16 protein-coding genes are annotated in these 20,932 nt (G+C 69.1%); 7 read left to right on the top strand and 9 right to left on the bottom strand.

What is annotated here, in order from left to right; translation table 11 throughout:
• Positions 1-15 precede the first annotated feature (15 nt).
• The 8 genes from AC069H_RS20410 to AC069H_RS20375 are packed head-to-tail and all read right to left on the bottom strand — an operon-like array spanning position 16 to position 11,440.
• Entirely contained in the window at positions 16-1,041 is a 1,026-nt protein-coding gene (locus tag AC069H_RS20410; protein ID WP_478225990.1) for a C45 family autoproteolytic acyltransferase/hydolase, read from the bottom strand.
• Complete coding sequence (locus AC069H_RS20405) at positions 1,038-1,655, bottom strand: GNAT family N-acetyltransferase (protein WP_478225989.1); 618 nt, start codon at positions 1,653-1,655, stop codon at positions 1,038-1,040. The genes AC069H_RS20410 and AC069H_RS20405 overlap by 4 nt, the downstream gene beginning before the upstream one ends.
• A complete protein-coding gene (locus AC069H_RS20400) occupies positions 1,652-1,918 on the bottom strand; it encodes a phosphopantetheine-binding protein (protein WP_478225988.1) in 267 nt (88 codons plus the stop codon). The genes AC069H_RS20405 and AC069H_RS20400 overlap by 4 nt, the downstream gene beginning before the upstream one ends.
• Positions 1,908-3,455 (bottom strand): AMP-binding protein, encoded by a 1,548-nt coding sequence (locus AC069H_RS20395; protein ID WP_478233416.1) that lies wholly within the window; start codon positions 3,453-3,455, stop codon positions 1,908-1,910. The genes AC069H_RS20400 and AC069H_RS20395 overlap by 11 nt, the downstream gene beginning before the upstream one ends.
• On the bottom strand, positions 3,455-6,748 hold the full coding sequence (locus AC069H_RS20390) for a non-ribosomal peptide synthetase (RefSeq protein ID WP_478233415.1): 3,294 nt from the start codon (positions 6,746-6,748) through the stop codon (positions 3,455-3,457). Before AC069H_RS20390 ends, AC069H_RS20395 begins: the two co-directional genes overlap by 1 nt.
• Positions 6,745-9,018 carry a class I tRNA ligase family protein gene (locus AC069H_RS20385; RefSeq protein ID WP_478233414.1) on the bottom strand — a complete coding sequence of 758 codons (2,274 nt, stop codon included), beginning with the start codon at positions 9,016-9,018 and terminating at the stop codon, positions 6,745-6,747. Before AC069H_RS20385 ends, AC069H_RS20390 begins: the two co-directional genes overlap by 4 nt.
• Positions 9,019-9,020: 2 nt before the next feature.
• Positions 9,021-10,115: an NAD(P)/FAD-dependent oxidoreductase gene (locus AC069H_RS20380; RefSeq protein ID WP_478233413.1), complete on the bottom strand. Its 1,095-nt coding sequence runs from the start codon at positions 10,113-10,115 to the stop codon at positions 9,021-9,023.
• The gene (locus AC069H_RS20375; protein ID WP_478233611.1) at positions 10,112-11,440 is read right to left on the bottom strand and encodes a lysine N(6)-hydroxylase/L-ornithine N(5)-oxygenase family protein; all 1,329 of its coding nucleotides are present in this window, start codon (positions 11,438-11,440) and stop codon (positions 10,112-10,114) included. Before AC069H_RS20375 ends, AC069H_RS20380 begins: the two co-directional genes overlap by 4 nt.
• A 656-nt stretch (positions 11,441-12,096) precedes the next feature.
• On the opposite strand from AC069H_RS20375, the gene AC069H_RS20370 reads away from it, so the two are divergent.
• From AC069H_RS20370 to AC069H_RS20350, 5 genes are all read left to right on the top strand, one after another.
• Positions 12,097-14,247 carry a hypothetical protein gene (locus tag AC069H_RS20370; protein WP_478233412.1) on the top strand — a complete coding sequence of 717 codons (2,151 nt, stop codon included), beginning with the start codon at positions 12,097-12,099 and terminating at the stop codon, positions 14,245-14,247.
• Positions 14,244-15,242, top strand: a complete 999-nt coding sequence (locus AC069H_RS20365; protein WP_478233411.1) for a DMT family transporter — start codon at positions 14,244-14,246, stop codon at positions 15,240-15,242. Before AC069H_RS20370 ends, AC069H_RS20365 begins: the two co-directional genes overlap by 4 nt.
• Positions 15,239-16,249 carry a Glu/Leu/Phe/Val dehydrogenase family protein gene (locus tag AC069H_RS20360; RefSeq protein ID WP_478233410.1) on the top strand — a complete coding sequence of 337 codons (1,011 nt, stop codon included), beginning with the start codon at positions 15,239-15,241 and terminating at the stop codon, positions 16,247-16,249. The genes AC069H_RS20365 and AC069H_RS20360 overlap by 4 nt, the downstream gene beginning before the upstream one ends.
• A 406-nt stretch (positions 16,250-16,655) precedes the next feature.
• The gene (locus tag AC069H_RS20355) at positions 16,656-17,810 is read left to right on the top strand and encodes an epoxide hydrolase family protein (protein ID WP_478233409.1); all 1,155 of its coding nucleotides are present in this window, start codon (positions 16,656-16,658) and stop codon (positions 17,808-17,810) included.
• 45 nt (positions 17,811-17,855) lie between these two features.
• A complete protein-coding gene (locus tag AC069H_RS20350; protein ID WP_478233408.1) occupies positions 17,856-18,671 on the top strand; it encodes a MerR family transcriptional regulator in 816 nt (271 codons plus the stop codon).
• Between the two features lie 206 nt (positions 18,672-18,877).
• Here the strand turns inward: AC069H_RS20350 and AC069H_RS20345 are convergent, their stop codons facing one another.
• Positions 18,878-19,678 carry an alpha/beta fold hydrolase gene (locus AC069H_RS20345; RefSeq protein ID WP_478233407.1) on the bottom strand — a complete coding sequence of 267 codons (801 nt, stop codon included), beginning with the start codon at positions 19,676-19,678 and terminating at the stop codon, positions 18,878-18,880.
• 51 nt (positions 19,679-19,729) lie between these two features.
• Between AC069H_RS20345 and AC069H_RS20340 the strand changes: the two genes are divergently transcribed.
• Together AC069H_RS20340 and AC069H_RS20335 are read left to right on the top strand one after the other, a co-directional pair.
• Positions 19,730-20,296, top strand: coding sequence for a GNAT family N-acetyltransferase (locus AC069H_RS20340; protein WP_478225977.1), 567 nt, complete (start codon positions 19,730-19,732; stop codon positions 20,294-20,296).
• Positions 20,293-20,919 carry a LysE family translocator gene (locus AC069H_RS20335; RefSeq protein WP_478233406.1) on the top strand — a complete coding sequence of 209 codons (627 nt, stop codon included), beginning with the start codon at positions 20,293-20,295 and terminating at the stop codon, positions 20,917-20,919. The genes AC069H_RS20340 and AC069H_RS20335 overlap by 4 nt, the downstream gene beginning before the upstream one ends.
• The last annotated feature ends 13 nt before the right edge of the window (positions 20,920-20,932 follow it).

Here is a 20,932-nt window from a genome sequence, read left to right as displayed (position 1 = left end):
GTGTCTCCTCTCGGGTCACAGCGCGAAGGATTCGGTGGACGAGGCGGCCGGGTCGCCGGGGCGCACGTGCAGTTCCCCGCGATCCGGGCGGAGCACCACCGCGGCGACGGTCCGGTCGCGGCGGATGTCACCGTCACCCGCGACGCGCAACGGTTCGCGGGCCAGCAACGCGAAATGGTCCTCTGTGGACGCTCGCGCCGGCAGTCCGGCGAGCCGATCGACGCAGGTTTCGAGCCGTCGGACGGAGAAGTTGCGCGCGAAGACGGTCAGCTCGTCCCGCGGGACGAGGTCCGGATGCAGGAAATGGTTGGTGTGCGCCACTTCCGTTCCTTCGCTCACCCGAACGTCGTCGTCGGCGATCTCCACCCACGCGGTCGTTTCCCTGTCGCACAGGGTCAGCGACCGTGAGCTGGCGAGCCGCAGATCACGCACCGCGTCAACGGCTTCGGTGACGCTGTCGCAGGTGTCGAGCAGATGCCGGATCGCGAGGTAGGGCGACGGCCCGTGCCGCCATTTCCCCGCCAGCACCAGGTTCAGCCCGACTGCGAGCCCGGCGCTGTTGACCCCGAGATAGCCGAGCAGGCCGCCGAAACTGAGCACCAGCGACCGCCGCGGTCCCGCCCGGACGTCGAGTACCGCGATGTGGTCGTCGAGATCGCCGTTGAGGTCGACCGTCTGCGCGAGCACCGGTTCGGATCCTGTCCGGGCGTACGTCGTGCAGTCGCCCATCGTCGGCAGTTTCCGGTAGCCGAGCACCTCACGGCGCATCTGCAGCAGCACCGCTTCGTCGTGGGAGATGCCGGCGCCGTCGGCCAGGCCGCGGATCTCCTCTCCCAGGTCCGGGAGCTGAGCGTCGATCGCGCGGGCGTACTCGGTGAGGTCGGGACGTAACGCGTCGAGGTCCAAAGGATCGGGTGAAAGCGCGTTGAGCCGGGCGAACCGGTCGCCGAGGAACGCCCGCAGTTCCCTCCTCAGTGCCTCGCCGTGGGCGCGGCCGCGGGTGCGGGGGTCACCGTGGGCACGGACCAAAGGGACGGTCACGAGCCACGCTCCTTGCCCTTCTTCCCCGCCAGCAGGGTGGCCGCCACCTCGGGCCATTCGGCGCGCAGGACGCTGTAGTAGACGGCGTCGCGGCGCCGGTTACCCGGCATGGGGTTGAAGCTGCGCAGGATGCCTTCCTCGACCGCGCCGATGTTGCGCAGCCCCTGACGGGCCTGTTTGTTCAGCGCGTCGGTCTTGAACTCGACCCGTTCGGCGCCCAGCCGTTCGAAGGCTTCGCGCATCATGAGGTACTTGGCCCAGTGGTTGACACCCTTGCCGTGGAACTTCGTCCCCAGCCAGGACCAGCCGATCTCGAGCCGCCCCGCGTCCTGGTTGATGCTGCAGAAGCTCATGCTGCCCGCGATCAGCCCGGACGTCCGGTCGGTGATCACGTACACGACCCGGTCGCCGTTGGCCTGGTCGGCGACCGCGGCGTCGAAGAAGGCGTCGAAGTGTTCGTCGGTCTCGATGAGCTGGACGAAGTAGCGCCAAATCGCCGGGTCCAGTGCCTGTGTGCGCAGTGGTTCGCGATCGGTCTCGGCGATCGGCCGCAGCAGCACGTGCTCGTCGGACAGTTCGGTGCGGGCGGCGTCCGCCCAGCGCGGCCCGGTCATTCGGCCACCGCCCCGGCGAGCGCGTCGGTGACGTCGCGGAGCGTCTTCATGGCGGCCACGTCCGGCTCGGTGAACGTCTCCAGCGCGACCCCGGTGTCGTCGCAGGCGGACATCAGGAACATCACCTTCTGCATCGAGGTCAGTCCGTAGCCGTCGGCGAGATCACGGTCCGGGTCGAAGTCGGCGGGTTCGACCGGCTTGCTCAGCACGCGGGACAGGTTGTCCCGCACCGCGTCGTCGATGGTGGACAGGTCAGCAGACATGCACGCTCCCTTGGTCGTCGTGGATCTCGTCGTGATAGCGGTCGGCGATACGCGACCGCAGTGGCTTGAACTGCGAGGTGAGCAGTCCATTGGCGGAGCTGAACGGTTCGGCGGCGACGACCACCTTGCGGATCTGCTCGTCGGCACCGAACGCCGCGTTGGTGCGGGTGAGCTGTTCGGTGATGGCCGCTTCGTCGGCCGGAAGCGAAGCCGGGGACACCACGGCCACCAGATAGCTCTGGGCAGGGCAGAACAGCACGCATTCGGCGATGGCGGGACTGGTGCGCATATGGTCTTCGACCGGGCGCACCACCACCTTCCGGCCGTTCTCGAGCACGATCACGTCGTCGGCCCGCCCCTTGATGTAGAGGAAGCCGTCGTCGTCCACTTCCCCCAGATCACCAGTGCGAACCAGGTCGGGCTCGGGAAACACCCGTTCGGACGCGCCGGGCGGCGCGAACTCGTACCGGTCGCACACCGGGAACCGGCTGCGGACGCTCACCACGCCGTCGTCGCCGATCAGGACTTCTTTGTGCGGGAGCACCTTTCCGACGCTCCCCTGGCGATGCGCGCCGGGATGGTTCTTGGTCACGACGCAGGTCTCGTTGAGGCCGTAACCTTCGTAGATGGGCAGTCCCGCGTCGGTGAAGAACCGCAGGACGTCTTCGGCCGCCGGCGCGGAACCGGTCCACAGGTAGCGGACGCGGTCACCGAACACTCGGCGGGCACCGTGGGCCAGCGCCTCCGACGACGGGGTCTCCGGGCCCGACCTGGCGACCTGGCGCTCGATGAAGGCCTTGGCGGTGGCGAAGAACCCCGGCACACCCATCACCACAGTGGGCGCGACCCTGCGCAGCGTGGGGAAAGCGGCCTCGTAGGTGCTCAGAGTGACGTCGTGTCCGTAACGGAACGCCGAGTAGACCCAGTACCGCTGTTGCAGGACCGCCAACGGAAGGAAGACGAACAGATCGTCGTCCGCGCCATGCCGGAAGATCTCCTGCACGGCGGCGATACCGGCGTCGATGCTGCCGACCGACGCGGTCATGCCCTTGGGCTCGCCGGTGCTGCCCGACGTGAGCTTCAGGGTCGTGACGTCCTCCGGCACGTAGCGCACCGGTTCGGGCGCGACGGCGCCCTGGTCCGTGGCCAGGGCCCGGACGTCCGTCAGCGGATGGACCCGGTCGCCGTCCCCGTCGGCGAAGAGCACCGTCAGGCCGTACCGGACGGCCAGCGCGGGATCGGCGTCGAACTTCGCCGGGTCGAACCCCACGGTCACCGCGCCGACGCGCAGGGCCGCGAGGTCCAGCAGTACCCACTCCAGGCAGTTGGGCGCGAGCACGCCGACACGGTCGCCGCGCCGGACACCGAGGTCGGCGAGGGCGCGGGCGACCCTGCCCGCCATCTCGTACACCTCCCGCAGCTCGAACTCCTCGGTCCTGTCGAGCCGCGCGACCCGCAATCGGTGACCGGGTTCGGGCGGGGCCGCGATGATGGCGTTCAGCAGCCCGTCCGGGATCCTGGATTCGAGGGTGGTCATCAGCGGTCCCCCTTCTTCCTCGGAGCGGCGGCGATCATCGCGGCCATGCGGCGCACGGTGTCCAGTTCGGGCAACCGGTCCAAGGTGAAGCCGACACCGAACCGTTTCCGGACACCGGCGAGGATCCGGGCCGCGACCAGCGAGTCGCCGCCGAGGTCGAACAGGGTCGTGGTGGCGGCCGGCACGTCTGCTTTGAGCACCTTCGCCCACAAGAGCGCGACCTCGTGCTCCAGTTCGGTGTCCGGTGGCGCCTCGGGGGCGGCCGCCTGGCCGGGCTGGTGTTCCTGCAGCTTCGCGCGGTCGACCTTTCCGTTGCGCGTCAAGGGAAACGTGTCATGCCAATAGACTCCGGAGGGAACCATGTACTGCGGCAGCACCTCGCGCAGCCGCGCACCGAGGTCGCGGGCGGTGGGCCGCTCGTCCCCGGCGGGCACGAGATGCGCGACAAGGCGGTCTCCCCGCCCGGCGGACTCGCGGGCCACCACGGCGCGGCGGACCTCCTCCAGTGCGACCAGCCGGGTCTCGACCTCGCCCGCTTCGATGCGGTAGCCGTTGACCTTGATCTGGAAGTCCGTGCGGCCGAGGATCTCGATCTCGCCGGTGGGCAGCCAGCGCCCCAGGTCACCGGTGCGGTAGATCCGTTCGCCGCGGACGGGGTCGTCGGCGAACCGCTCGGCGGTCCGCTCCTCGTCGTTCCAGTAGCCGCGCGCCAGGCCGGTGCCCGCCGCGCAGATCTCGCCGGTGACCCAGTCCGGCAGGTCACGGCCCGCCGCGTCGAGCACGTAGGCCCGGTTGTTGGCGTTCGGCCTGCCGTAGGGGATCGACTCCGAGCCGTCCTCGTGAATGCCGACCGGATGCGAGATGTTCCAGATGGTCGTCTCGGTCGGCCCGCCGAGCGAGATCACATCCACACCGGGGCACACCGCCCGCAGCGCGGCCGGGAGCGCGGGGGGCAGCCGGTCGCCGCTCATCATGACCAGCCGCAGCGTCTTCAGTGCCTCGGCGCCGCCGGCCTCGGCCTGTTCGAGCAGCAGCCCGGCGATGGCGGGGACGGAATTCCACACGGTCACGCCCGTCCGGCCGCACAACCGCAGCCAGTGCCCCGGATCGGCCGCCTGATCGGCGTCCGGCAGCACGACGGCCGCCCCCGCCGACAGCGCGCCGAACACGTCGTAGACCGACAAGTCGAACGAGAACATGCTGATACCGAAGAACCGGTCACCGGGTCCGACGCCGAACCGGCTGTTGCAGTCGGCGACGACGTTGGCGACCGCGCCGTGGGTGACCATGACGCCCTTGGGCCTGCCGGTGGTGCCGGAGGTGTAGAGCACGTAGGCCAGGTCGTCCGGATGGGCGTCGGGCAGGGGCTCCACGGGCCGCACCGACTCCGCGGGACGGGTGAGGTCCAGGTCCAGCACGGCGCGCTCGTCATCGGTGTGGCCGGCGTTGGTGAGGACGAACCTGGTACCACCGTCGGCGAGCATGAGCGCACGTCGTTCCCGGGGCAGCCCGGCGTCGACCGGCAGGTACGCCCCGCCGGCGAGCACGACGGCGAGGATACCGGCGACATGCTCGGGCCCGCGGGTCATCACCAGCCCGACCGGCTCGTCACGACGTACTCCCCGGTCCCGCAGCCAGCGAGCCGCCCGCTGGACATGGGCGAGCAGCTCGCGATAGCTGATCTCGGCCGTTCCGGTGATCACCGCGGGGGCGTCCGGAGCGGACTCGGCCTGCGCCAGAAAGCGTTGCGGTAGAACAGGGTCGGGGATCTCGGTCGCGGTTTCGTTGACTTCCGCGCGGCGGGCGCGCTGGTCGTCCGGGCGCAGGTCGAAAATCCGCCGTGACCAGGCACCGGGATCGAGCAGTTCACCGAGCAGCCGACGGCACCCGTCGACGACGGCGTCGACCAGTCCTTCGGGGAACAGTTCGTCGACACTGTCGAACTGCACCACGAGCCCGCCGTGCTGCTCGTAGGGTGACACGTCCAGCCACACCTGCGGGGTCTGACTTTCGGTGTACACCTCCGGGCCGAACAACTCCATCGCCGAACCGTCGGCGCCTTCGTAGCCGATGGCGCTGTTGAAGGTGTAGGGCATCCGGGCGTCCGTGCCGCCCCTCCTGGCAAGTTCGCGCAGAACTTCGATGCCGGAGAAGTGCCGGTTGTCCAGCGATTCGCGCAGCGACGCCTGGATCGCGCGGGCCCGGTCGGCGAACCCCGCGCCGGCGTCCGGTTCCACCCGCACCAGCATGGTCTCGCCGAAGTTCCCCAGCGCGGTGTGGATCCGCGGGTGGATCGGCGGCCGGTTGGCCACGGTGGTGTTCAGCGTGAACCGGTCCCCCGCGCCCCAGCAGGCCAGCACTTCGCTGTAGACGGCCAGCAGCAATCCGGACGGTGTCAGACCGTATCCGGCGGCCAGTTTCTTCAGCGAAGTCCATTGTGGACGATCAAGGCGGGCGAACCGCGTGGCGAACCGGGCTTCGGTGATCGATGACGGACTGGTGCGCAGGGGCAGATCCGGATGCGGTGCGAGGTCGTCCAGGCGCGCCAGCCAGTACTCACGGGACCGCTTCGCCGGCGCGCGGCCGCGGGCTCGTTCCTGGGCGGCGACGAAGTCGGCGAACGCCGCTTCCTCCCCCGCCTCCGCCGGCTCGCCCAGGTACTCGGCGTGCCACTGCTGGAAGAACAGGAAGATGCTGATCGCGTCGAGGATCAGGCCGTCGTGGTCGACGTGCAGCAGCATCTCTTCATCGGAGAGCCGGGTGACCGCGACGGCCAGCAACGGCGCTTCGTCGGCGGGCAGGCTGCGGTGGGCTCGCTCGGCACGCACCGCTTCCCGGTGCTCGTCCTGCTCTTGGGCGGGTTTACCGCGCAGGTCGTACCGGGAGATCCGGACGGGCGCTGAACGCTGCTCGATCTGGGTCCCGTCCTCGGTGAACCGAGTGCGCAGGATGCCGTGTCGCGCCACCACCGTGTTCAGCGCGCGTTCCAGCCCGTCGATGTCCCAGCAGCCGGAGATCTCGTGGTAGACGTGACTGGCGGAGCCGATTTCCACCTGCCGGTCGCGGCCGATCAGGTAGCCGCGTTGCAACTCCGTCAGGGGCGCGCCGGTCGGGGTGTCCAGGTACCCGACGAGTTCGGCCTTGTGCGCCTTGACCTTCGCGACCAGATCGGCGTCCATCCGCTCACGCGGGCCCTGCAGTTTCAGGTCGGTCCCCGAGAGGCTCACGCTGAGCCCCCGCGAGTGCAGTTCCCGCACCACCTGGGCGGGGGTCTCCCGTTCGGTCGTCGTCATCGGCCCACCTCCGCGTGCTTGCGCACCACGTCTTCGGGCAGATCCTTCACCAGTGTGTCGGCGAGCCCGGCGACGTCGCCGCCGTTGAGCAGCGTCTCCAGGGGGACGTCGGCGTCCAGCCGGTCGGTCAACTGGTACTGCAGCGCGACGGCCTGCATGGACTGCATGCCCAGCTCGGTCAGGGAAAGATGGGCCACCGGTTCGTCGGCGGGCAGCCGGAGCACCTCGCGGACCACGCCGGACAGCCAGGGCAGCAGCGGTGATTCGTCGGCGCTCTCCCGTTTCGCGCCGAAGAAGACACGCCCGGCGAGGGTGACGGCGGTTCCCGCGGGCACCAGTTCCACGGTGTGCGGCCAGGTGCGGTCCGCGGGCAGCCCCAACGCGTCCGCCAGGAGACTCGCGAACCGCGGCATGACCGGCGTGCCGCAGGTGGCCAGCAACCGGGCGGCGGCCAGTTCCAGCGCGAGGGCGGTGCGTGCCTCGTCGGCCCAGTCCCCGACGTGCGCGGCGGCCGACTCCGTGGCCGCGAACGCGCGGGTGTCCTCGACCAGGCCCAGCAGTTCGGCGGCGGCGGAGTTCAGGGAGAACCCGTCGGCGCCCAGTGACCGGGTCAGCGCGGCGAGCCGCTCGGTGAGCCGGGCCAGGAACGCGGTGTGCTCCGGGGTCCAGACACCGGCGTCGGGAACCTCGCCGCCGTGACCGCGGGCGAGTCGCTCTCCCAGGTCCGAGAGCCAGCCCTGCCATTGGGCTTCGAGCGTGTCCCGGGTGAACGCGTCGAACTCGTCGGGGTCGAAGTTGGTGCGCCTGCCCTCCGGGCGGGTCAGCGCCAGGTAGAGCCGGTACGCGTCCGCGGTCTCCGGGCCGAGCACGTCACGCCCCCAGACCGCGTGACGGCGGCTGGTGGAGAACTTGCTTTCCTGAAGCAGGTAGAACTCGTTGATGTGGTAGTCGATGTCGGGCGCCCAGTCCGGATGCGCCGCCTGGTAGAGCGCGGGCACGACGATCGGGTGGAAGAAACTCCCGTCGGCGCCGAGGAAGTGCACGATCTTCCAGTCTGCGTCCGGCTCGCCTGCCCGCCATTCCTCGCCGATACGCGTCCCGAGCGCGCCGACACCGTGCAGGATGCTGTAGGCGTAGTCGATCCACGACCAGATCACCTGTCCGTCCACCGCGGACTCGGCGGGGGTCAGGCCCCAGTCGGCGGGATGGGTCAGCGGGACTTCGACCAAGCCGCGCGACAGGACCCGTGCGGCCAGTTCCTTCACCGAGGACGGCACCCTGCCCTTGCGGTGGTGGTCACGGACGTGGTCTGCGAGTTCGTGCAGGGCCAGCTGGTAACGGCGCACGGTGCCGCGCCGGGGTGCGGCACCGGACTCGGCCGAGACCGGGTCTCCCAAGTCGGCTACCGAGTTGGGCTCCTTACAGCTCTCGCAGATGTTGCCGCCGGTGGTCTCCCCGCACGACGGGCACCTGCCGCTGACCCCGGATTCGAAGAGGTACCTGCCCGATTCCGGGTCGAACAACGCGTCGGCCTCGGCCAGCCGGACGGGATCGGACGCGACCAGCTTGCCGAAGAAGCCACGCAAGCCGTCCGGATAGGTGTCGTCGGCACTGGTCGCGGTGAACTGGTGGACCTCGATGTCCATGGCCGCGAGGGTCTCGCGGATCCGCCCGCTGTAGTGCGCCGCGGTGTCCAGAGGAGAGCGGCCTTCCTTGGCACCGGCCGTCTCGACGTAGTTCTGGTAGTCGTCGCTGCCGCAGAGGTGCCAGGCCAGCACGCCGTTCATCCGCTGGAACCGGGTGTAGGCGTCCGCGGCGAAGAACGGCCCGGCCAGATGTCCCAGATGCAGGTCGCCGTTGGGGGTGGGCGCGGACGAGAACACGAAGACCGGGCGCTCCCCGAAGCGGCGGCGCACCGAACGCCCGGCGGCGGCGGTCGCACGGGCGGTGTCACGCCAGAAGAACGAGGCCAGCACGAGATCGGCTTCGCCGGTGTTGGTGACGTAGTGGGTTTCGAACGGGTCGAAGCGCACGACGGCTCCGGCCTCGATCCGGTGTTCGGCACCGTCGACGACGAGGTCGCCTCCGCCGGCGACCAGTACCCATACCTCGGTCTCGTCGTGTTGATGGGTCAGCGACCGCACGCCGGGGGCCACCCTGCCCCAGGACGCGCCCACGCCCAGGTCACCGGCGGCGCCCGGATCCAGTGCGGCGACGTCGATGCCGAACGCGCGGCTCAGTCCTTCGCCGGTGAACGTACTGATGTCCACGATCAACTTCCTCCCGATTCGAGCAGGTCGGCGGCATGTGCGGCGATGGCGGGCGCGAGCCGGTAGCCGGAGCCGTTCGCCGCGCCGGCGAACACGATCCGCCCGTTGCCGAGTGCACGTACCAAGGGTTCGCCGGTGCCGCTGTAGGCGTCGCAGAAGACCCGGCCGGAGAGGTGGTCCACCGCCATCCCCGGGGCGTGACGCCGCAGGATCTCCCGCGCGTCGTCCAGGTGCCGCCCGGTCAGCCCGGCCGAAGGCGCATCCGGATCGACGTCCCATTCCGGACAGGTGTAGCTGAAGAGCCAGTGCCCGCGGCCGGGCAACGGCAGCAGGAAGGCGTCCTCTCGTTCGAAGATCACCGCCGCGTCGGCCGGACCCGGCCGCCCTCCGACGTGCAGTGCGACGATCTTCTTCACCCTGGCCGCCAAGGGAGCGACCAGGGATCGCCACGCGGGAGCCCCCAGCCACGGGCCGGGCGCGAGCACTACCCGGCCCACGGTCAGTTCCTCACCGGTGCCCAGCCGCAGCCCAACCCCGTCCACGTCCTCGGACACCGCCTCGACCCGGACGGCCTCGCGGACTTCGACCTCGGTACGCAGACCGGCGGTGACGGCACGGGTCACGGCGGCCACGTCGGCGTACTGGGCGCCCTGGACGGACCAGGCGACCGACCCCGCCGGCGGGCGCACCCCGTCCGGCAGGTCCTCGGCGGCGGTGAGGCCGGCTTCGGGCAGGTAGTCCGAGCGCAGACGCGGCTCGTCGGCGAGGGTGCCCACCACGCGCATGGCCACGGGATGGATGGGCAGTCCGGGGTGGCTCCGGAGCAACTCGGTGTAGTACCGCTGGCTGAAGCGAGCCATCTCGCGCACCGCCGGGGTGGCGCCACGCGGGGTGTGCAACCCCGCCGACCGCAGCGAGGCGCCGCCGCCGACCAGATCCCGGTCGATCAGCAGTACCGACGCCTCCGGTGCCCGGCGGGCCACCTCGCGGGCGGTGAGGCAGCCGATGATGCCCCCGCCGAGCACGGCGATGTCCGCCCGGGCCGGGGCACTCCGCGGCGGGACGCCGGAGATCCCGGGTGTCGTCGCCGCCCTCACGCCTGGTCCAGCAGGTCGGTGGTGTGTTTGCCCGCCCAGTCGATGAACGGTTCCAGCTGTTCGTTGGAGTGCACCCCGAGCAGCCGGTCCCTGATCCGCTGACTGCGCCAGGCGACCAGGCTCAGGTTCGGGTCGGCCAGCCCGCGTTGGTCGCGGACCCCGTTCTGCAGGAACACGGAACGGTCGCGGGGGCCGTCCCAGCGGATCGCGAAGTCCTTGTCCACGTCGTACTCCTCGCCTTCGCGGGCGAGCTTGTCCTCCAACGGCGACAGGAAGTCCGCCGTCGCCGGGCGGTAGCCGGTGGCCCAGACGACGAAGTCGGACTCCACGTGCTCGATCAGGCCGGGGTCGTCGTTTCCCTCGACGGTCAGATCCCACGCGTCGTGCTCGGCCGTCACATCGGTGACGGTCCGGTTGGGCAAGAGAGCGAAGAGGTCGTCGGCACCGTCGACGAAGCGGCGCGCGTAGCAACGCTGGTAGATCTCCCGCAGGGTGGATTCGGAAATCCCGTCGCTGGTCAGCACGTTCTGCGCGTTGAGCGCCACCCGGGCGGACCGGTCGAGGTCGAAGAAGTAGTCGGAATAGCTGGGGACGAAATACTCGTTCGTGAACGGCGTGTCGTCGATCGGGAAGTAGTTGTGCCGCCGCGAAATCCAGATGACGCGGCGGGGAAGTCGTTCGTTCGGGCGGGAAATCAGGTCGAGGAAGACTTCGGCGCCGGACTGCCCGCCTCCGACCACCGCGACCCGTTTGCCCGCGAAGTCCCGATCGTGCGAGACGAAATCGCTCACGTGGAACTGCGATCCGCCCAGTTTTCCGCGAACCGGTTCGGGCACCCACGGCCGGGTGCCGATCCCCACCACGACATTGTCCGCCGTGGCCGTCCGTTTACTGGTGCGCACGACGAAGGACGTCCCGTCGAAATCGACTTCACGGACTTCTTCACCGAAGCGGACATTCGTGTTGGTCTGGCTCGCCCATTCGAGGTAGTTGCGGAACTCCTGTCGTGGCACAGCGTCGAACTGGGCGTTGATGAAGTGGTAGATCCTGCCCTGATCATGCAGATAGGACAGGAAAGAGAACCGGTTGGTCGGTTCGGACAGCGTGACCAGGTCCTTCAACAACGACACCTGCAGCGTCGCCCCCGGTATCTGCTGTCCGTCGTGCCAGCCGAACCGTTCCTCCCTGTCCAGGAAGAGGTTGGCGACCTCGTCCCTGTCGTGCAGCAGCGACGCCAAGCTGAGATTGGCGGGCCCCACGCCCACTCCGAGGCACCTGTAGTGGGCGGTCTCGTGCCGTCGCTGTCGCGGCAACGGAGCGTTCACCACTCGCCTCTCCCCTCGTAGCCCGTAGCCGGCCGCCGCCTTGTGGTCGGCTCGTTCTTCTCGCACATCGGGATCCCTTCCCGTACCTCCGCCACCTGTCACGGCCGTGATCGGCCCAGGGCGATTCACCCGACGGACGCTCGACGCCCGCCAGTGCGATTAATCAGGACTTCAACTTGAGGACACGCCGAATTCGCCCTGTTCGCGAAATCCAGCTGAATACGCTCATTTGAGCGGCGTGCCCCAGGTCCCACCGCCACGATTAATCCATCGATAACCAGGACCGAACACCATCAGCACCAAGCGCGCACATCCATTTCGACGCCTTCTCCGGTGCCCCCATCGACGCTAGCACGCGATTCACCGACACCGCACGTCGAGCGGTGATTTTCCGTTATCGCACAACGAAAAAACTGCGGAAGTGCCCGCCCGCTACGCCGTCCGACCGCTTCACGCCGCCACATGGCCGACGATCACCGCGCCCATTCCGACCACATTCCGTCCTTTATGGACGAAAAAGCGAAACGCCTCACCCGGCATTCGTCTTGCGCCGAACGTGTGAAGATTCTTTCCCGGGTTGTCAGTTCCTCACGACCTGACAAGCTGGACCGGTGAGGAAACCGGAGGAGATCATCGATAGCCTGACAGAAAACCGGATGACGACAATCACGGGACTATCACCGTCCGACCGGGCGGACGTGCTCCGCCAGGCGATCCGAGCCGCGGAAGGCATCGCCTCCGACATCACGGTGATCACGGCCGGTCATCTCCCGGACACGTTTCCGCAGGCCGCCGCCGCGGCGCTGAACGTCGTGGAACGACCCGCCGATCCCCTGTCCGACGCGCTGCGCGCGCGGTTGCGGCAGGGCAGCCCCTTGCTCGTCGTTCGAGGTGGCCGGCGCCGGAACGCGGACGTCGGCGGGACGATCGCCGACCTTCTCCGTCATTGCCCGGGCTTGACCGTGCTCGCCGAGGCGCCGGCCCCGCTCGGTGTGCCCGGAGAGCGGGTCGTCGCCCTGCCCACGGCTCCCGCTCCTTTCGACGAGGAGAAGGTCTCGCGGGTGGCGAGGTTCTCCCTCCACAGCCGTACTTTCGACACCCGGATGGCCGCTGCGCTCGCCGGCATCACCCCTGAAGACGCCGAGACCATCCTGACCAGGCTCACGGCGGAAGGCCTGATCCAGCGGGACGAGGACGGCTGGCGTCTCCCACCGGACGTCGTCGAACTCGTCCCCCTGCCGGAAAGCGACGCCATAGAACGGCGCGTCCGCTGGGCTTCCAGGGAAGCCGCCGAGCTCCGCACCCTCGTCGAAACCGGCGGCGCCTGGCGTGATCGCTTCGACTTCGTCGCCGACGACCTCCGGGCCACGGTGCGCGACCGGACCGGCGCGGACGCGGACGTCCGTCAGCACGACATCGCTCGCACACTGGCCGGACTTCTCTACGCACGGCAACTGCTCGCCGAAGCGCGCACCACCTTCGAACTGGCGGCGACGCTGGCCCCCGACGACCGCACCGCGGCCCGTGACCTGCGCTCGGCCGCCGACGTCGCCATGGCCGAGCACCGGGGCGAGCCGGCGTTCGCGCTGCTCCAGCAGGCAGCGGAACGCGCGGAACGGGGCGGCGACCAGGCGGGGGCGGCGATCGCACTCGCGTACGCGGTCTGCGTCGGGAACCGGTTTCCCGCCACGTTCACCGAACTGGTCCCGCATGAACGACTGGTCGAGCTGATGATCGAGGCCGAACGAGTCGCTCCGCAGCATGATCCTGTCGCCGAGGCCTACCTCGCGGCCGCGCGGGCCTGGAACGCCACCGGCGAAAAGACCACACCCGACCTGGACCTGACTTCGATCGCGCTGGACGCCGCACGCGTCACCGATCAGCCGGTGCTGATCTCGGCCGCGCTGGACGCGGTGGCCAGTGCGGACGGAGCCGCCGGCCGCTTCGCCCGCGCGCACCGTTCGTGCGGGGAACGGCTGTCACTTCTGGAAAAGCTTCCCAGACACGAGCCGAACATCGGCGTCGAGATCGTCGACACGCTGCACGTGGTGCCGCTGGTCGCGCTCGCGGCCGGGAGACTTCCGGAGGCGGTACTCGCGGCCGAGGCGTCCTGGAAGGACCCCTTTCGAGGTCTCTACATGCGGGCAGGCAAGTTCGTCGTCCCGCTGCTCCTCAGCGGCCACCTCGACAAAGCTCTGGAATACGCGGAGATCTCCTGGGACGCCTGGCAGCGCCTCGGCAGCCCACCGGCGCGCTGGATGGCCCCCGCCGCCCTCGCGGCGGGTATGGCGCACGCCCTCCGCGGAAACGTCCCCGAGTACGACGCTTGGGCCGCGCGGGCGCTGAACTTGTCGGAACCCGGCGTGCACAGCGGACTCAGGGAAAGTTTCGAGGCCTTCGTCCTCCCCCGGGTCGCTTTGCACCAGGGCGATGTCGAAATCGCGATGTCCATGTCGCTGATACCGAAGAGCGGCTGGTACGACAGCACCCACCAGTTCTACGACGCCTATGCCTGGGCCGTGGCCGCGGAGACCGCGGTCGTCGCGGGCGATCCCCGGGCTGAGGAGCTGCTGGCAGCCGCGGAACCCGCCGCGGCGGAGAACCTCTGGGCGGCGGCGTGTCTCGCCCGCGCTCGCGGCAGAATGCACGACGACCGCGCGGCGCTGGAGGAGGCCGTCATCGGCTGGCGAGCGATCGGTGCCCGTTTCGAACTGGCCTGCACCCTCGGTCTGCTCCCGGATCGGCGGGACGAGGCCGCCTCGCGGCTGGCCGCGCTGGGCTGCCGACTCCCCGTCTCGCCGTTATGATCGAGAACCGGGCCACGCGCGCGGCCGGAGCCGAGGCGCCGGAGCGCGACGAGAAGCGACGGCCCGGGAAGGGCACGAGGGGACCGAAGCCGGACGTGGCCATCACACGCCAGGAAACCGACTATCGAGCGCTCGCCGCGGCAGGCGTCACGATCGTTCTGTGGGCATCGGCGTTCGTGGTGATCCGGGACGCCGGAGAACACATCTCCGCGGGAGCGCTCGCGTTGGGCAGGCTCGCGACCGGGGCGCTGATGCTGGGCGCGTTCCTGGTGATACGCAAGCAAGGTATCCCTCCCAAAGCGGCATGGCCGGGAATTCTGGTCTCGGGTGTGGCGTGGTTCGGCGTGTACATGGTCGCGCTCAACGCCGGTGAACAACGCATCGACGCGGGTACCGCCTCACTCGTGATCAACCTGGGCCCGATCCTGATGGCGGCGCTGGGAGGCTGGCTGCTCAAAGAGGGTTTCCCACCGCAGTTGATGGCCGGCCTGACCTTGGGTTTCGCCGGCGCGGCCCTGGTCGGCTTCGCCTCCTCCGATGGGGGAAGCGCCAGCCTGATCGGCGTGCTTCTGTGCGCCGTCGCCGCGGCGGGGAGCGCCATCGGCGTGATCGCCCAGAAGCCGGCGCTGCGGCACGCGACGGCCTTGCAGGTGACGGCCTTCGGCAACGCGATCGGGGCGCTGGTGTGCCTGCCCTTCGCCGGATCGCTGATCCGGGAAGTGGCGGCGGCTCCCTCGAGCGCCTTGCTGGAGATCGTGTACCTGGGCGTGTTCCCGACCGCTGTGGCCTTCTCCACCTGGGCCTATGCGCTCTCCCGGACAACGGCCGGGAAACTGGGCGCTACCACCTACCTGGTCCCGGTACTGGTGGTCCTCGTGAGCTGGGTCGTGCTCGACGAGGTCCCTGCGGCGCTGTCGTTCGCCGGTGGCGCGCTGTGCCTGATCGGCGTGGCCGTGTCCCGACGCAGATCCCGAGAAAAGGTGAAGGAAACGTGACCGTGGAAGAGGTTCCTGTCGAAGGCTTCGAGCGGGTCGTCATCGACCGGGACGCGGCCGGCGAAGCGCGCTCGATCGTCGCGGTGCACGACACCCGCCTTGGCCCTGCCCTCGGCGGCGTACGGATGCGCCCGTACCCGAACGAGGACGATGGCCTCTCGGAATGTCTCGCACTCGCCCGTGCGATGACGTTGAAGGCTGCCGCGGCCGGACTGGACCTCGGTGGCGGCTGGAGCATCATCCTCGGGGACACTTCCGACAAGACCCAGGAAAGGCTGCTGGCGCACGGACGGGCGATCGCCACGTTCGAGAGCCGGTTCATCCCCGTGAACGACGTGGGCACCGATCAAGCCGACCTGCGCAAGATCGGCGAGGTGACTTCGCCGGTATGCGCGCAGGACGACCCGTCGCCCTGGACCGCGCTGGGTGTCGCCGCCGGAATCCGGGCCTGCGCCGAGTTTTCCGGCCATACCAGCCTGAAGGGGGCACGAATCGGCGTGCAGGGTGCCGGGCATGTGGGCAGCACGCTGGTACGACTGCTCATCCGGGAAGGCGCGGAGGTCACGGTGAGCGACGTGGACGAGGAACGCGCCGTCTCGCTCGCCACCGAGACCGGTGCGACGGTGGTCGACCCCGACACCTTGCCCACGAGCGAACTGGATGTCTTCGCGCCTTGCGCGCTGGGCGGAGTGATCACACCTGACGTGGTGCCCGCGCTTCGTTGCAAGATCATCGCCGGTGGCGCCAACAACGTCCTGGCCACCCCGGAACTCGCGGACGAACTGCGGAGCCGGCACATCATCTACGCACCGGATTTCTGTGTGAACTCAGGCGGCGTGATCTTCCTTCAGTCCCAGCTCCGAGGCCACAGCGAGGAAACGGCACGCAACCAGGTTCAGGGAGTCGGCAAGACGATCTCGGAGCTGCTCGCGCGCGCGAAAAGCGACAGGGTCACGACGAACCAGGCAGCGAACGATCTCGCTCAAACGCGACTCAACGCTGACTGACCACTTACCGACCAGATCGGGCCGGTCGTACTGACCCACTGAGCGAGCGTCGGCCGCGTTGGAGACGATTCCATAAGTTCGCCCGTGGCGATGGTGATCCGTCCGCCCGGACGATGACCGGCACCCCTGCCCGTCCAGCCGGCGGCGACCGGGACGCACCCCAGTGCGCAACAACTCGTCGCGGCCCCGGAGACACCCCTCCGACCCGGCTCAGTACCCGGTCGGGCATCCCCGCCCTCCCTGCGAGCCCGGGTGGACAGCAAACGGTGTCCACGCTGCGCCTCCGTCAGCGCAGTGCCCGCACGACGGACGCGGACAGCCTCCGTAGGCTCCCGTCGTCGAGAACGGTCGCTCGGACCGCCGGAGGTCCACGAATTGTCGGACCCCCTCGTTAGCGTCAGCCGGCATGGACAGCACGCCGTTCCAAGCCCGCATCCCGGAAGCCGATCTCGAAGACCTCCGTGATCGGCTCAGTCGTGCCCGCTGGCCCGAAGACGAGACAGTCGATGACTGGTCACAAGGTGTGCCCGCCGCCTACCTGCGCGAACTGTGCTCGTACTGGGCCGAGCACTACGACTGGCGGGCCGCGGAATCCCGGCTCAACGCGATCCTTCAGTTCAGGACCGAGATCGACGGACTCGGCATCCACTATCTGCACGTCCGATCCCCGCATCCCGGCGCGCTGCCGCTGATCCTCACCCATGGGTGGCCCGGTTCGGTCTTCGAGTTCCTCGACGTACTCGGCCCCCTCACCGATCCGGTCGCCCACGGCGGTGACGCGGCGGACGCCTTCCACGTCGTCGTCCCTTCCTTGCCCGGGTACGGCTTCAGTGACAAACCCGCGCGGGCGGGCTGGTCGATCCAGCGCATAGCCGACGCATGGATCCGCCTCATGGACGGCCTGGGATACGAGCGCTACGGCGCCCAGGGCGGCGATTGGGGCACCAGCATCACCACGCTCATGGGCCGGACAGCACCCGACCGGCTGGCCGGGATCCACCTCAACCCACCACTGGCGGCGCCGGACCCGGCGACCTTCGACGACCTGACCGAATCCGAGCGGAAGTCGCTCGCCGACCTCGAAAGGGCCAAGGCAGACGGTTCGGGTTACGCGATCCAGCAGGCGACGAGACCGCAGACGATCGGCTACGCGCTGGCCGACTCGCCGGTCGCGCTGTGCGCGTGGATCGTCGAGAAGTTCCAGGCGTGGACCGATTGCGGCGGTCATCCAGAGAACGCGCTGAGCCGCGACGCGATGCTCGACGACATCACGCTCTACTGGCTGACGGGCACCGGCGCCTCGTCCGCCCGGCTGTACTGGGAGAGTTTCGCCGAGGTGTCGAGCTGGTTCGCCGAGTCCACTGTGGACACGATCACCGTGCCGACCGGCTGTTCCATCTTCCCGCGCGAGACCCCGCGCCCGTCCCGCCGCTGGGCGGAGCGCCGCTTCACCGACATCCGGTACTGGAACGAGCTAGAGCGGGGCGGTCACTTCGCGGCCTTCGAGCAGCCCGACGTGTTCACCGAGGAGGTGCGGTCGTTCTTCCGGCTCGTGCGATGACCGCTTGACCGTGACACCGTGTCAGGCTGTGTGCTGGGAGGCGTCATGTTCAGTATCGGAGATTTCGCGAAGCACGGCCGGGTGTCGATCCGGATGCTGCGTCACTACGACGCCATCGGGCTACTGCGTCCCGCCCACGTCGATCCGTTCAGCGGCTACCGGTCCTACGCCGGCGAGCAGCTGGCCCGGCTCAACCGGGTGATCGCGCTCAAGGACCTCGGCTTCACCCTCACCCAGGTGCAGGAGATCCTCGACGCGGAGATCGGCGCGGACGAACTGCGCGGCATGCTGAGACTGCGGCGTGCCGAACTCGAAGCGGCCATCGAGGCCGACGAGGCCCGGCTCAAGGCCGTCGAAGCGAGACTCCGGTCGATCGAGAGCGAGGGAACCATGCCTTCCGAAGACGTCGTCGTCAAAAGCCTGCCCGCGGTGCGTGTCGCCGAGCTGACCGGGACGGCGAGCGGTTACGTGAACGACGTGATCGGGCCGGTCGTACAGCGGTTGTACAAGGAACTGTTCGGAGCGCTCGGCCCGATCACGCCGTCCGGACCGCTCGTCGCCTACTACGAAGACGACGCCGACGGCGAACGAGTCCTGGTCCACGCCGCGGCCCCGATCTCGGCCGAAACCGACGGCACCGAAGGATTCTCGACGGTCCGTCTCGCCGAAGTCGCGACCGCTGCGACAATCCTGCACCGAGGTTCGATGGCGACCGTGCTCTCCAGCTACCAGGCACTGGCGAAGTGGGTCGACGCCCACGGGTACCGCGCGAGCGGCCCGGCGCGGGAGTTCTACCTCGAGTGCCCGGAGGACGGGGACAAGTGGGTCACCGAGCTACAGCAGCCGATCACCAAGGCCTGACGCTCACGTGGGTCGTGAGTGGCGATTCGGGTTCTAACCGTCCTTACCACTCACGAGGGGACCTGGACCAGCCTTAACGTGCCGTTGCCGGCGTTCTGGTGTCCGTGAAGGCCTCCTTCCCTACCTTGAGCGTAGGGAAGGAGGCCTTCACGGACCCGCGATCGACCGGCAGTCACCTCCGGTAGGTACGCAAGACACCGTTGGCTCTAACCCGAATCGCCACTCACGACCCCACCGCGGTTGCCCAGGAAGCCGATCACAGCGGAACGGAACTCGTCCGGCGCCTCCAGCCACGGCACGTGCCCGACGTCCTCGATCCGCACCCGCCTCACCAACGGCAGGGCCTGCTCCAACGAGTCGACGGCCCACCGTGGCCGGTTGTCGGCCATGCCGTCCACGATCAGTGTCGGCACCCGCAGCGACTCGCAGGCCGAGACGAGCTCCGACTCCGGCACGGCCCGCATCTCCTCACTGAGCGCCGTGTTCGCCTCGTAGTTGACCGGGAACCAGGGTGTCGCCATCGCTTCGGCGTGGCGCGCGCCGTCGGCCACGAAATCGGCCGTCCACTGCCATATCGCGCGTTCGCGACCCTCGCCGCGAGGCTTCTCCCGCACCACTCGCTCGAAGTTCCGCTCGAACTCCGCGCGCCAATCGTGACCGAGGCCGACACCCGACACGTACACGAGCGCGCTCACTCGTTCCGGTCGCGCCTGCGCGTAGAGGAGGCCGAGATGCGCACCCCACGAATGCCCGAGAACCGGGACACGGTCGAGGCCGTGCCACTCGCGGACGGCGTCGACGTCGGCGACCATCCGTTCGAGTGTGTACGGACCGCGCGCTTCCGAACGCCCGGCACCGCGCTGATCCCACCGGATCAACCGGAACCGCGGACCGAGATCGAGAGTGCCGAACATGTCCCACAGACCGGGACCGCCGTGGCAGCACAGGATCGGCTCGCCCCCGCCGGTCGCCGAGGTCCACAGCTCGCAGCCATCGTCGGTGATCACCACGTGATTATCCGATAGTCCGGGCCGCGGTCGTTGGCTATCTTCCGCGAAATGACGATGTACACGCCGCCGCAGCGGACGGCCACCCTCGCCGACGCGCCCGCCATCGCGGCGCTGATGCGGGCCTCGGTGCTGGAGTTGTTCCCCCGGTTCTACGACGAACGGCAGACCGCGAGCGCGGCGGACCACATCGCGCGCCTCGACCTGCGGTTGATCGAAGACGGCACCTACTTCGTGCACGAGGCGGACGGCGAGATCGTCGCCTGCGGAGGCTGGAGCAGGCGCAACAAAACCCACGCGGGCGCCGGCGACGCGTCGGACGACGACCGTCCGCTCGATCCGGCCACCGAACCCGCGCGCGTGCGCGCCATGTTCGTCCGCGGCGACTGGACACGCCGCGGGCTCGGGCGCGCGATCCTCGAGTCCTGTCGTCTCGCCGCGAAGGCCGAGGGCTTCACGTCGCTGACACTGACCGCGACCCTGCCCGGTGTCCCGCTCTACCGGTCGTTCGGCTTCACCGAAGTCGAACGGGTCACCGTCACGACGCCCGACGGCGTCGACGTACCGGGCGCCGTCATGGCCAGGGACATCGACGAACCGGATAGCATCGAAAAATGATCTCCGGGACCACCGCACTGTCGTTCGTGTTGATCTGCCTGCTCGGCGCCATGGCACCAGGCCCGGATTTCCTGGTGGTGACCCGCAGCGCGATCCTCGGCGGACGCAAGGCCGGGATCGCCGCCGGACTCGGTATCGCGCTCGGCGTCTTCGTCTGGGTGGTCGCGATCGCGCTCGGGGTCGCGGCGATCCTCACCGCGTCGGCGATCGCCTTCACCGTGGTGAAGCTGATCGGTGCCGGGTACCTGATCTTCCTCGGCGTCAAGGCGTGGCTGGCCGTGCGCCGCGGCGACTACAGCGAACTCAAGGACAGGGTGACGCCCGTCGTCGCGCCCAAGGAGGCGTTCCGGCAGGGACTGCTCACCAACCTGCTCAACCCGAAGGTCGCGATGTTCTTTCTCGCGCTGATCCCCCAGTTCCTCCCGCATTCGGCCTCGACAGCGCAAACCCTGCAGCTGGCCGTGCTGGCCACCACGGTGGCCGTCGTCTGGACCTTCGTCCTGGCGACGCTGGTCGGTTCGCTGCGGAGGTTCTTCAGCTCCGGCAGGGTGCGCCGCACGATGGACGCGGTGATGGGCACCTTCCTGGTCGGACTCGGCATCCGGGTCGCGGTGCAGAACTGACCGAAGGCGCCCA

This window comes from Amycolatopsis sp. NPDC043887 (genome assembly GCF_056435665.1).
Note: the sequence above shows the minus strand (reverse complement) of the source record. Positions and strands in the feature narration are given on the sequence as shown.